Genomic DNA, 11,714 nt, shown 5'->3' with positions numbered 1-11,714 from the left:
AAAAAATATAAATATTTTAACTTATAAAATTTGCTAATTAACATAGAATGTCAAGGTTTTAAACCTTGACAAGGATAACTTCCTGCCTCCTTCTTCCTGCTTCCAACCCAAGTCAGGCTAAATATTCTCATCCTTCATCCAAACCACTTTCTGCTCAGACTGATGTTCCTTACCGATGATATCTCTGTACAGTTCCGGTCTTCTCGCTTTAACATATCTGCTTCCGCCCGCCAGGGAAAGTTTTTCAGGAGAAATAGTGACTGTTTCAAAACTGTCATCGAACGAACGGCATTCCGCAATGATATCTCCAAAAGGATCAATGATCATTGAGCAACCGTTTTTCAGCTGGTCATCATCCATCCCGACAGGATTTGAGAAAACCACATAAATTCCATTGTCATAAGCTCTTGCCGGAAGCCATTTCATCAGCCAGTCTCTTCCCTTCATTCCGTCAAATTCCAGACGAAGTGATGTAGGATCTACTTCCCTGTTTTTCCACAATTCCGGATCTACAAATCCTGCGCCCGGCCTTGTGGAAGGCGTACACATAGTGACATGCGGCATAAAAATAATCTCTGCTCCCAAAAGCCTTGTCGCCCTTACATTTTCAACGATATTGTTGTCATAACAAATCAAAATACCACATTTCCAGCCGTGAATATCAAAAACACAGTATTGATTCCCAGGGGTAAGATGAGGGTTGATGAAGGGGTGAAGTTTCCTGTATTTAGCTTTCATTCCGGTTTTATCTACACATACATAAGCCTTGAAAATATTATCTTTTTCATCTTTTTCGAAAAGGCCAGCCAATATCGTGATGTTGTATTGAGTGGCAATTTGCTGTAATCTTTGAATACTTTTTCCGTCAGGGATAAATTCTGCAATATCCAGAAGCTGCTCTTTTGAAAGGTTTCTGGCAAAAGTATACCCTGTCACCGAACATTCATGAAAAGCAATCACCTGTGAACCTTTAGCTGAGGCCTCTGCGGCTAATTTCTCTATCACAGACAGATTGTATTCTTTGTCACCACTTTTATTTTCGAATTGTGCCGTTGAAATCTTGAGATTGTCCATCTTTTTTTTCTGCAAAACTACCCATCAGACTTATCTGAGGATTGTAAAAAACCGACATTCTTATTGCAACTCGATAAAATTGATGGCTAGTTTGTTTTCAATTTTCAGATATTGGTTGGGAGTAAGCCCAATATTGCTTTTAAAATCTTTGATCAGATGAGACTGGTCGGTGTATCCCGCATCATAAGAAAGACCTGCAACGCTTTCACTGCCCGCATTTTTCTTCATAAGATTAATGAAGTGATGAAGCCGGATGATGTTTCCGTACTTTTTGGGAGTTAAGCCCATGTATTCTTCAAATTTCCTTTCAAGATGCCGTTCAGAGTATCCGGTGAACTGTTCCAGATCTTTTGAAGATACTAAGCCTTTATTTTTAAGCATCCACTGTTGAACAGCTTTGATAAGCTCATCATCAGAATTTATTTTTCCGGACAGGAATTTCGTAAAGAAAGTATTCAGTTTAGAAATAATAAGTTGAGGGTCAGTCCCTTCTAAGAGTTCTTCCTGAAAAGGTAACAGTTCATTTTTCAAAACATCTTCAGCAGAGATAATTTGGTTTTTGGCTTCTTTTGCCGAAATTTTAAGAATAATATTAAAAAAATAAGGCTGAAAAACCACGGCTATCATAGAAAATGAGCCTTCTGCTGTAAAATCTCTATACCCCGCAGGCTGTCCATAAAAAAAAGAGGATGGAATATGATCCCTTGAACCGCCAGCATACAGATCCTGGCTGCCGGACAAGATCAACCCTGTGCTCCCATCTGTAAATAACCTTAAGTTTTTACACTCACTGCCTGCATTTTCTAAAAAGATATAATGCCGGATGTAAGATGATAAATGCTCAGGAGGCTGGATTTGCATTCTTCAAAATTACGCAAAATTCTATAGAATGAAATAGGCCTATTTTATGATTATAAAGAAAAATTTTAACCGATGGTACCACAAAAAAGTCTTGTTTGGTCAGGTATTTGAATATTTTAAACTACTCTAACATTGATCTTCAATTTCCGGAAGCAATCAATTTTAATTTCTTATTCAATACCAATCATTAAAATATAATACTATGTCAACACAGAATTTAACCCACCTCGAAGCCATTAAAAAGATTCAGGAACTGTCTGAAAAAGCAAGAATTTGTATGTTCTGCACCGATCTTGAAACGGCTCCTGTCAATTCACGTCCTATGTCTCTGCAGGAAACGGACGACAGTGGAAATTTATGGTTTATCAGCAGCGGAACAAGTAACAAAAATTTTGAAATTAAAGAAGACCGCAGAGTACAGCTGTTTTTTATGAATAACAGTGATTCACAGTATCTTTCTGTCTATGGACAGGCTTCTATTTATAAAGACAAAGCCACCATTGAGGAAAAATGGTCGCCGATGGCTAAAGCATGGTTTGACGGAAAGGATGATCCGGATGTAACCATCATTCGCGTAGAGCCTAAAGAGACGTATTACTGGGATACTAAAGCTGGAAAACTGGTCAGTCTTTTCAGTTTTGTAGCAGCAGCGCTTACTGGTATTAAAACCAATAATGCAGATGGCGTGGAAGGAAATGCCATTGTATAAAATAAAAGAAAGCTGCGAATTTCGCAGCCTCCTTTCTACAAGATCAATATTAAACTGACAGTAAATTTCTGGTGGCTTCGAAATTTTCAGCCACCAGAGTTTTATTATTTCTTTACATCCTCCATGGATGCTCCAAAATTGATATGCAGCACATTTCCGTTCGGTGTTACCAAAGCTGGAACAGATTGTATACCTGCATTTTCGGCTTCTGCAATTTTATTTCTGTCATTTCCTAAATGGATGACCTCTACATTTTCAGCACCGATAAGATTAATAATGTCATGTTCTGCACTTACACATACTGAACATCCTGCGTGATAAAAAACTGTTTTTTTCATAAGATTTAAATTAATTAACAAGGGTTTTAATAATATTTTTAAGTTCTTCTCTATCTTTTTCGGTTAAAGGTTTTAGCGGACTTCTTAAATTTCCGCCTTCTTCACCTAAAATATTCAGACCTGCTTTGACAGCTCTTGGCAGACCTTTATTGACTATAAATTTCAGAAGATCAAATTGTTTGTAGAACACGTCTTTTGCTTTTTCCAGATTACCTTCTTCAATCGCGTTGTAGAGTTCAACATTTAACTCAGGAATCAGATTGGGAGCGGCGGTACACCATCCTCTTGCCCCGGCAGTAAATGCCGCCAATGCCAATGGATTGGATCCGTTATAGAAGGCTGTTTCCTCACCAAGTTCTTTCCGTAAATAGTGCATTCTCTGGATGTCTCCTGTGCTTTCTTTAATCATGGTGACATTAGAGATCTCCAACAATCTTTTCAGCAGAGCTGGCGACATATCTACTCCACTGGTTGCCGGATTATTATATGCCATGATGGGAATTGATATTTTACTGGCAACCGCGTCATAATGTGCTACGATCTCGTCATCTGTAAGCTTCCAGTAGCTCATCGGAATGATCATTACCGCATCTGCGCCTGCTTTTTCAGCAAATTGAGCATGATGAACGGTCTTTTCTGTGGTAAGATTGGATACACCCACCAGCGTAGGAATTCTGCCATTGGTTTGCTGGATAGAGGCTTCCGTTATCGCTTCTTTTTCTTCATCAGAGAGATACGGCATTACACCTGTACTTCCTAATGGCGCAATTCCATGACTTCCGGAAACGATAAGCCTTTCTACCAGCTTTTTGAAAAGAGGAATATCTACTTTTTCGTTCTCGTCAAAAGGCGTAATGGGGTACGCGATTATTCCTTTAAATGGAACATTTTTCATATTGCATTGATTTTAATTGAATGAAACTTAAGACTAGGGATTAGGGATTAGGGATTAGGGAAGATCTTCTATTCTATATTGAGAGCGTGTTTTATTTGGTGTTATTATGATTTAAATTCATCAAAGCTTTATCTAATGATCAATTATACTCCAAACCCTAATCTTTGAGCTTTACAGGTCTCTGCCTTCTTCTTCTCTTAAGGCGACACCCAGATTCTGAAGCTGCGGTGCATTTTCACAGGCTAAATATTTCGCAGGCTCTGTATCGCTAAGATTTTGGTGTTTATGCCATGCCCATGAAGGAATATAAACGGCATCTCCTGCCTCCCAATCTACCCTTTCATCCTCTACTTCCGTCCATCCCTTTCCTTCGATGACATAAAGTACGGTTTCATAGGTATGGCGGTGCCTGTTGGTTTGCTGGCCTGGAGTCAGTCCCCCAATGGTCATACTGACATTTTTACTAGGAAGATCCACGAAAAATACCGGGTGCTTCCTTTCTGTGGAAAACTGATTGTGTACGCCCGCATTTTCTACGTTTTTATGAATCAGGTGACTGGGTTTTACATACTTTGGTCTTGCAAATGTTTCGTGAAAATCTTTTGAACTGAAATCTTTTTTGTCCATGATGTTTTAAATTTTAGTTGTTCGTTGCGTTATTGCATGACAAAATTATCTTATATTTGGACTGTTTAAATGATTCAGTTTTTACATAAACAGGTAGTCCAGATGCTTCGTCCTTGGAAATTAGAATTTGAAATAGATAAAGAGCTTGAAAAGGCAGTCTATCTGCAAATTGCAGATACTATTATTGCGGATATACGTTCCGGAAGGCTCAAAGCAGGCGATGCACTCCCAGGAAGCAGAAATCTGGCTTTGATGCTAAAAATCAACAGGAATACGGTGGTAGAAGCCTACCAGGTGCTTACCAATGAAGAATGGGTGATTTCGAAAGAAAGAAAAGGAATTTTTGTATCCCACAAGCTTCCAGTTTTACAGGAAAGGATCAATACAAGAGGTCCGGAAGCTGAAAAGGATTCATTCGGTTTAAGCAGACCAGTAGTCAATTTTGATGATGGACATCCCGACAGCAAAATAGCTCCTGTGATGGAACTCGCGCGTGCTTACCGCCAGATCTTTAACAGGAAAGCCAAATGGCAAATGATGGGTTACGGAAATGAGCATGGTGATATGGAATTCCGGAAAACCATTTCCCAGATGCTGAACCATCAGCGGGGCATGCATATCAACGAAAATGAAATTTCAATCACAAGGGGAAGTCAGATGGCTATGTTTCTGACTGCTCAGTGCCTGCTAAAAACCGGAGATCAGGTTATCGTAGAAAACCCTGGTTATCAACCCGCCTGGAAAGCTTTTGAGTATGCAGGAGCAGAACTTTTGCCAGCGGCAGTGGATGATGAAGGGATTAGTATTGAAAATATTAAAAAGCTTTTAGAAGAAAATAAAAATATAAAAGCCATATACATTACCCCTCACAGACAATATCCTACAACCGTTACTTTAAGTTTAGCACGAAGACTGGAATTGATAGAACTTTCAAACAAGTATGGAATGACCATCATTGAAGATGATTATGACAATGAATTCCATTTTGGTTACCGTCCGATACTACCTGTTTCCAGTTTTACTGAACTGAACAGCTATGTGTATGTGGGGACATTGAGTAAAGTAGTGGCCCCGGCTCTGCGAATCGGCTATCTGGCATCCAAAGATCCAGGCCTGATCCAAAAAATTGGAGATTTAAGAAAGATCATTGATGTTCAGGGTGATGTGATCATGGAACAGGCAGTTTTGCAGTTAATGAAGGACGGAACTGTAAAAAAGCATATTAAAAAAGCAACGGTCCATTATAAAAACAAACGAGATTTTGTATACAGTCTTTTGGAAAAGCATTTGAAAGATATCTCTGATTTTATGCTGCCTGAGGGTGGTCTTGCCTTCTGGATTGTTCCAAAAGAAACCCTGAACTGGGATGCTGTAACAGCGTCATTACTTGAGAAAAACATTAATATTATCCATCCTAACCAGTATAGCCACGATACGATCATCAACGGATTCAGACTGAGTTATGGCTCTCTTTCCGAAGAACAGCTGGAAGACAGTATAAAAATTATTTCCGATATTCTGAAATTTCATATCAGCAAAATAAAATAAGGTAATATTTCCAGGCTTTGGCTGAAGCCGTTGGAATAGAATTTCTTCTTAAGATGGGCTAAAATCCATCTCTACTGAATACTTAGAAATTAAAAAATCTGCTCTATCTGTAAGAAAAAGGCAAAATATTCCAATCTTTAACAGGTAAAGCAGACATAGGTAATTTTATAGAGTGATCTACTCCACTTCAAAAATAGCCTGTATTTCCACAGAAGAATTTACAGGAATAGATGAAGCTCCCAAAGTCGCTCTGGCATGTTTTCCTTTTTCTCCAAGGATTTCAACAGTCAGGTCTGATGCAGTATTCATTAAGTCCGCATGTTTTGTATAGTTATCTTTCGTATTGAAGATTCCTGTCAGCTGTACACATTGTCTTACTTTATTAAGGTCACCACCTACGGCTTCCTTTAAAACGGCTATCACATTAAGCATCGTGGCTTTTGTAGCTTCTTTCACTTGCGCTTCATTGACATCAACGCCTAATTTCCCGGGATTTAAAATTTTACCGTCTTTTAAAGCCACCTGATTGATAAATACCAGGTTTCCGGAACGTACATAAGGCTTATAATTTCCAGCTGGTTGAGGAACCTTTGGCAGGATAATATTTTTCTGTTTCAAAAGAGCATTGATATCATCAGACTTTTCCGAAACAATTGCAGTCATCTGTTTTTTGCTGAAGGTTCCTTTCAAAGCCAAAGCCGTTTTAGCAAAATTACTTCCCTGAAGTTCTGCCAGTGCACGTTCGTCTTTTGTTGGTCTTTCCACATCTTTCAGTGACGCCATACTCATTACACCCAAAACCGTATTTCCCTGAGGAATTTCTTTATTGATGCTTTCGGTTCCTCTGATTCCATTGGAAACCAATACCATTCCATGAACTGCTAATGTATTCCAGAAAGCATTAAGAGCCAATTCTTTTCCGGCACCACTTCCCGCAGACATAAAAACAGTTGCAGGCATTCCTTCCAGTGCATGGTTCGTCCATAAATTAACGGTTTTAGATAAAAACTCGCTCATTCCGGTACTGATATTTCCGAAATACACCGGTGATCCGAAAGCAATTCCGTCATAAGACGGCAATTCGTCCACGGAGGCTACAGGAACATTTTTCAATTTTGGATTTTGAGAATCTTTGACTTGCTTAATCACGACTGTAGCACTTTTACTGTTTTCGATGCCAGATGCTATTTCTTTAGCCAGTTCATAAGTTCCACCATTATCAGAATGAATGAGGACCAGTATTTTAGCTTTATGGTTTTGTGCCATGATCGTGGTGATTTTTAATAATAAAATTAATACAAAAACCCTACTTAGTTTTTTCATTTTTAATAGATAAATAATTACTATACAAAATTAGTATTGTCGTTTTTATTAAATTTGCCAAAAATTCTATGCAGAACGACATCGTAAAATGTGGGTTAACGGAAAAAACAGATAGCCGATTTGTAGATACCATTGGAAAAGAAGCGTATGTCTGGTGTGAGAAAGACTGGAAACATGATGATCATGAGCATGCCCATCATCGTGCCCAGCTCACTTTTGTGGAAGAGGGATACCAGTATTTCCATATCGATCAGAAGATTTATCTGGTGCCGCAATATCACGTCATTTGGATTCCTTCGGGAAAAGCGCACAGAATTACCTCCGAAGCAAAGACCGTTAATTTAATGGTGTTTTTATTTAAAACCGTTTTTGAGGATGATTTTTACCAAAATGTTCACGTTTTTGCCGTTCCTCCTGTTTTAAAAGAAATGCTTTTATATGCCTCCAAATGGAATCAGTTGATCGAAGAGGATGAAGAACAGGATCTGTTTTTTAAAGCGATCTTAAAAAGCCTTCCCAATTTCTGCAAAGAAAGCAGTTATCTTGAAATCCCCGTTCCCTCGGATGTTAGACTAATCCCCGTCTGCACGTATATTAATTCCAATTTTAAATATAGTTTGAACGCCGATGAACTGGCAGAAAAAGCACAAATGTCTGTCCGAAGCCTGCAGAGAATATTTAAGAACGAAACCGGAATTACGCTTCAGAAGTACCATCAGCTCGTAAGGATCTTGAAAAGCATAGAACTCATCGATGCAGGACAGTTTACCCTAAGCCAGATCGCTTACAAAGTGGGTTATCAGAGTTTGTCAGCTTTTACGTCTTCCTATCAGACCATCATGAAATCTAAGCCCAAAGTAAAGAAAGTCAATTAAGGGGTTTCATCATGGGCCATATCTACTGGTTTAGATTCCGGAGAACCTTTTTCACGGAGCCAGATCGATAACACGACGATAGAGAAAACCGCTAAAAATTCACTTTGCCAGTTCTGTAAAGATTCAAACCAGAACCTGGATTCTGATATATACTGTATAGCTGTGGTGGTAGGCTCATTTTTTACAATCTGCTCTTCATTATAGTCTTTCAGGCTGCCATAGAAATGCATTCCAAAGCTTATCATAAATAAAGTAGCAAACGCTAAAGATAAAGAGTGTTTGTATACAGCAAGCCATATTCCGCCCTTTTTAACCGGCCATGGGGCTTTTGCATGGGGTTGTGGCTCTTTATCTACCTCCTCTTTCCCTTCCAAAGATTTTGATTCACTGGAGCCTTTCTGTCTTAAAGAAACGGTCAGGACAATATACAGCATCATTTGGAGAAATTCGCTTTCCCAGTTTTCAAAAGTTGCCTGTATAAAATGTCCACTGTGGATATAGCTGCCTAAACTGAGCATGGCACTTCCCTGCTCTGCCAGTTCTTTATTCAGTGTTTTCCAGCCCGTTAAAAACTGACCGAAAAGGCAAACAAGCATCAGTACGAGCACAACAATACTTAAACTGTTACGGTAAAAGAAACTTTTTTTTGACATGGTAACGAGCTTAAAATTTACTGTTAAAGTTCAGGAATGGGATTCCTGAACTTTTAAACTTCTGTTCTATAATTTTTTCATGATCTATTTCAGGATCAACAGCTGATTGATTTCACTTTTAAAACATCCGAGAATGAATTCTGTATAATACATCTGCGCATTCAGAGCCTGCGTTTTGGGATGCAGCTCCAGTTTTTTCGTTAAAATGATTTCACCTTTATACGAAAAGGAAAAATAGGCAAAGATCTTATACATTGATTTTCTTATCGGAGTAAAATAGCCTGTAGTGGCAATAGACCAGTCCGTTTCAAAGAGTTTTGCAACGTTCAGAGCCATGGTTCGAGCAATGTTTTCTGAAACACAGTCACATTCTTCAGCCTCTGTTTTGTCTACATTCAGCAGTTTTACTTTCTGTGGGAGTGTATAAGTGGTCATACCTCCTTTGAAAAATAAGGAAGCATTGGGCATCTGCGAAAAAGCAAGCTGAAGGCATCCCGAGGTAACGCCTTCTGCTACTGAAATGGTTTCACCAGCCATCATAATAGACTGGCTTATATATTCTAAAAGATTTTTCTGAAATTCCATAATTATAAATATTTTGTGAGTGTGAAGGATGTATTCTTAAGGTCTATGCGTTTCTTTCCTGCTCCAGATCCCAGACTCTGTGTCCGGAAACAGCTTTGATAAATTGCTGATCAGAACTGCTGTCTTTCCAGGTAACTACTGCCGGGTCTTCATGTTTTTTCGCAGCTATATTGCTGTTGTTATAAAGTTCGTCCGTGTTTTCTCCAAAATAGACTGCCTTACAGTGTTTATAAGCTTCATTGATGAACTGCAGCACATGATGTTTATTCTCAGGAGCCATAAGTTCTTTTGTTGATTTTTCTCCGCCACTGATGTATAGGGCATCAAAGCAAACGCTGGCAATACTTGTAAGAGAATGTTTGGGAGTAAGGGTTGAACCATCGTTGGTTTTAACCGGTGCTACACTTGGTGCGATGAGCTCCACTTTTGCTCCTTCTGATTCCAGTTTTGATTTTAAATCATTAAGAGTGCTTCCATCCGTACCGTTAGCTATGATAAAGCCTATTTTTCTACTTCTAATGGTATCTTTTACCGTATCTTTCATACTCAGCGCATCCGAAATCTTCGTTTTAGGTTCTTTTTCTTCGCTCTGAAGTTCAGCTACGTTCGCATCTGCAGGGATGCTTTGGTTAGGCTCGTTTAATTTTTTAACCTTAACTCCTACCTTATCGGCAACTTTTTGTGCAAGCGTTTTATCGATAAAAGCAAGCTGACCTACCATTCTTTCTCTGATTTCCAGTATCGTCACTTTTGACAATTCAAAAATAAGAGCATTCTGAAGGTGAGTCTGTTCAGGAGCCGACTGGCTGTTGTAGAATAATTTTGCCTGAGAATAATGATCTACAAAGCTCTGACTTCTTTTTCGCACCTTTTCGCCGGAAACCCTTTCTTCCTGAGAAACAAAACCTCCTTCTGACATCATAGCCTGAAAAGGACATCCTCCCCCGATAGAATTGGGCTCATAGCTTACTTTTCCTTTTACGATCTGCTGTCTCATATGTCCGTCACGCTGATTGTTGTGGACGGTATTAATTGATCTGTTGATCGGTATTTCATGGAAATTCGGTGATCCCAGCCTTGATAATTGGGTATCTGTATAGGAGAACAATCTTCCCTGAAGCAGCGGATCATTGGTAAAATCAATTCCGGGAACAAGATGTCCTGGATGAAATGCTACCTGCTCCGTTTCGGCAAAGAAGTTATCCGGATTTCTGTTCAACGTCAAAGTTCCAAAGAGCTCTACAGGAACTTCTTCTTCGGGAATCAGTTTTGTAGGATCAAGAAGATCGAAATCGAATTTATGCTCGTCTTCCTCTGGAATCAGCTGTACACCAAAATCCCATTCAGGGAAAGCTCCGTTTTCAATAGCTTCCCATAAATCTCTTTTATGAAAATCAGGATCTACACCCGAGATTCTCTGCGCTTCGTCCCATGCCACGGAATGGACGCCTAATTTGGGTTTAAAGTGAAATTTAACGAAATGAACTTTACCTTCTTCATTGATGAATTTAAAGGAATGGACTCCAAAACCTTCCATCATTCTCAAACTTCTCGGAATCGCTCTATCACTCATGACCCACATGATCATATGCATACTTTCCGGCATCAGCGAAATAAAATCCCAGAACGTATCGTGTGCAGAAGCGGCCTGTGGAATTTCATTATCGGGTTCCGGTTTCACAGCGTGGACCAGATCCGGAAATTTTATAGCATCCTGAATAAAAAAGACAGGTATATTATTGGCTACAAGATCATAATTCCCTTCTTCGGTGTAAAACTTTATGGCAAAACCTCTTACGTCTCTGGCCAGGTCAGTACTTCCTTTACTTCCGGCAACTGTTGAAAACCTTACAAAAACAGGTGTTTCTTCACCTATTTTATTCAGAAATTTTGCTTTGGTATACGCTTTAAGGCTTTTGTTCAGCTTAAAAACGCCATGCGCTCCTGAGCCGCGGGCATGAACTACTCTTTCAGGAATTCTTTCATGATCAAAATGGGTAATTTTTTCCCTTAAAATGAAGTCTTCCAGTAGTGTTGGGCCTCTGTCTCCGGCCTTTAATGAATCCTGGTTATTATTAATTTTTATCCCCTGGTTAGTCGTCAGTTTTTCATTTTCATTGGAAGTACTGTGTTCATCCAGTTGGTCTAACTTTTTATTTTTTTGAGAGTCATTTTTCATATCAAATTTTTTTTTTGGTGTGGTGTGAAGGGTAAAAAGTCAAACAA

Annotated in this window: 12 protein-coding genes; 3 read left to right on the top strand and 9 right to left on the bottom strand. The window is 39.1% G+C overall.

Annotated features, from left to right (window positions below; translation table 11 throughout):
- Positions 1-117 precede the first annotated feature (117 nt).
- Both NZD88_RS16935 and NZD88_RS16930 read right to left on the bottom strand, forming a co-directional pair.
- Positions 118-1,074, bottom strand: coding sequence for a nitrilase family protein (locus NZD88_RS16935; protein WP_259830687.1), 957 nt, complete (start codon positions 1,072-1,074; stop codon positions 118-120).
- Positions 1,075-1,134: 60 nt separating this feature from the next.
- The gene (locus NZD88_RS16930; RefSeq protein WP_259830686.1) at positions 1,135-1,935 is read right to left on the bottom strand and encodes an AraC family transcriptional regulator; all 801 of its coding nucleotides are present in this window, start codon (positions 1,933-1,935) and stop codon (positions 1,135-1,137) included.
- A gap of 202 nt (positions 1,936-2,137) precedes the next feature.
- On the opposite strand from NZD88_RS16930, the gene NZD88_RS16925 reads away from it, so the two are divergent.
- Positions 2,138-2,644, top strand: a complete 507-nt coding sequence (locus NZD88_RS16925) for a pyridoxamine 5'-phosphate oxidase family protein (protein ID WP_259830684.1) — start codon at positions 2,138-2,140, stop codon at positions 2,642-2,644.
- A gap of 104 nt (positions 2,645-2,748) precedes the next feature.
- On the opposite strand, the gene NZD88_RS16920 is transcribed toward NZD88_RS16925, so the two are convergent.
- The 3 genes from NZD88_RS16920 to NZD88_RS16910 form a co-directional block, all read right to left on the bottom strand.
- Positions 2,749-2,982, bottom strand: coding sequence for a thioredoxin family protein (locus NZD88_RS16920; RefSeq protein ID WP_259830682.1), 234 nt, complete (start codon positions 2,980-2,982; stop codon positions 2,749-2,751).
- Between the two features lie 10 nt (positions 2,983-2,992).
- Positions 2,993-3,877, bottom strand: a complete 885-nt coding sequence (locus tag NZD88_RS16915; protein WP_259830681.1) for a dihydrodipicolinate synthase family protein — start codon at positions 3,875-3,877, stop codon at positions 2,993-2,995.
- 171 nt (positions 3,878-4,048) lie between these two features.
- Positions 4,049-4,504 (bottom strand): cupin domain-containing protein, encoded by a 456-nt coding sequence (locus NZD88_RS16910; RefSeq protein WP_259830679.1) that lies wholly within the window; start codon positions 4,502-4,504, stop codon positions 4,049-4,051.
- Between the two features lie 102 nt (positions 4,505-4,606).
- On the opposite strand from NZD88_RS16910, the gene pdxR reads away from it, so the two are divergent.
- Positions 4,607-6,052, top strand: coding sequence for a MocR-like pyridoxine biosynthesis transcription factor PdxR (gene pdxR, locus NZD88_RS16905; RefSeq protein WP_259830693.1), 1,446 nt, complete (start codon positions 4,607-4,609; stop codon positions 6,050-6,052).
- Between the two features lie 177 nt (positions 6,053-6,229).
- Here the strand turns inward: pdxR and NZD88_RS16900 are convergent, their stop codons facing one another.
- Entirely contained in the window at positions 6,230-7,375 is a 1,146-nt protein-coding gene (locus NZD88_RS16900; RefSeq protein ID WP_259830677.1) for an Atu1372/SO_1960 family protein, read from the bottom strand.
- A gap of 68 nt (positions 7,376-7,443) precedes the next feature.
- Between NZD88_RS16900 and NZD88_RS16895 the strand changes: the two genes are divergently transcribed.
- Complete coding sequence (locus tag NZD88_RS16895; protein ID WP_259830676.1) at positions 7,444-8,250, top strand: AraC family transcriptional regulator; 807 nt, start codon at positions 7,444-7,446, stop codon at positions 8,248-8,250.
- Here the strand turns inward: NZD88_RS16895 and NZD88_RS16890 are convergent.
- The 3 genes from NZD88_RS16890 to NZD88_RS16880 all read right to left on the bottom strand — a co-directional run bounded on the left by NZD88_RS16890 (position 8,247) and on the right by NZD88_RS16880 (position 11,667).
- Positions 8,247-8,903: a DUF6766 family protein gene (locus NZD88_RS16890; RefSeq protein WP_259830675.1), complete on the bottom strand. Its 657-nt coding sequence runs from the start codon at positions 8,901-8,903 to the stop codon at positions 8,247-8,249. The genes NZD88_RS16895 and NZD88_RS16890 overlap by 4 nt on opposite strands.
- A gap of 84 nt (positions 8,904-8,987) precedes the next feature.
- Complete coding sequence (locus tag NZD88_RS16885) at positions 8,988-9,488, bottom strand: CinA family protein (RefSeq protein WP_169233204.1); 501 nt, start codon at positions 9,486-9,488, stop codon at positions 8,988-8,990.
- A 43-nt stretch (positions 9,489-9,531) separates the two neighbouring features.
- On the bottom strand, positions 9,532-11,667 hold the full coding sequence (locus NZD88_RS16880) for a catalase (RefSeq protein WP_259830674.1): 2,136 nt from the start codon (positions 11,665-11,667) through the stop codon (positions 9,532-9,534).
- Positions 11,668-11,714: the final 47 nt, after the last annotated feature.

The sequence above is a fragment of the Chryseobacterium pyrolae genome, assembly GCF_025153485.1.
GTDB classification, from domain to species: Bacteria; Bacteroidota; Bacteroidia; order Flavobacteriales; family Weeksellaceae; genus Chryseobacterium; species Chryseobacterium antibioticum.
The sequence above is the reverse complement of the archived record's forward strand: the minus strand, read 5'-3'. Positions and strand labels throughout refer to the sequence as shown.

Bases quoted from the DNA above. Each gene is read 5' to 3' on its own strand.
- NZD88_RS16935 (WP_259830687.1), bottom strand. From the start codon at position 1,074: ATGGACAATCTCAAGATTTCAACGGCACAATTCGAAAATAAAAGTGGT.
- NZD88_RS16930 (WP_259830686.1), bottom strand. From the start codon at position 1,935: ATGCAAATCCAGCCTCCTGAGCATTTATCATCTTACATCCGGCATTAT.
- NZD88_RS16925 (WP_259830684.1), top strand. From the start codon at position 2,138: ATGTCAACACAGAATTTAACCCACCTCGAAGCCATTAAAAAGATTCAG.
- NZD88_RS16920 (WP_259830682.1), bottom strand. From the start codon at position 2,982: ATGAAAAAAACAGTTTTTTATCACGCAGGATGTTCAGTATGTGTAAGT.
- NZD88_RS16915 (WP_259830681.1), bottom strand. From the start codon at position 3,877: ATGAAAAATGTTCCATTTAAAGGAATAATCGCGTACCCCATTACGCCT.
- NZD88_RS16910 (WP_259830679.1), bottom strand. From the start codon at position 4,504: ATGGACAAAAAAGATTTCAGTTCAAAAGATTTTCACGAAACATTTGCA.
- pdxR (WP_259830693.1), top strand. From the start codon at position 4,607: ATGCTTCGTCCTTGGAAATTAGAATTTGAAATAGATAAAGAGCTTGAA.
- NZD88_RS16900 (WP_259830677.1), bottom strand. From the start codon at position 7,375: ATGAAAAAACTAAGTAGGGTTTTTGTATTAATTTTATTATTAAAAATC.
- NZD88_RS16895 (WP_259830676.1), top strand. From the start codon at position 7,444: ATGCAGAACGACATCGTAAAATGTGGGTTAACGGAAAAAACAGATAGC.
- NZD88_RS16890 (WP_259830675.1), bottom strand. From the start codon at position 8,903: ATGTCAAAAAAAAGTTTCTTTTACCGTAACAGTTTAAGTATTGTTGTG.
- NZD88_RS16885 (WP_169233204.1), bottom strand. From the start codon at position 9,488: ATGGAATTTCAGAAAAATCTTTTAGAATATATAAGCCAGTCTATTATG.
- NZD88_RS16880 (WP_259830674.1), bottom strand. From the start codon at position 11,667: ATGAAAAATGACTCTCAAAAAAATAAAAAGTTAGACCAACTGGATGAA.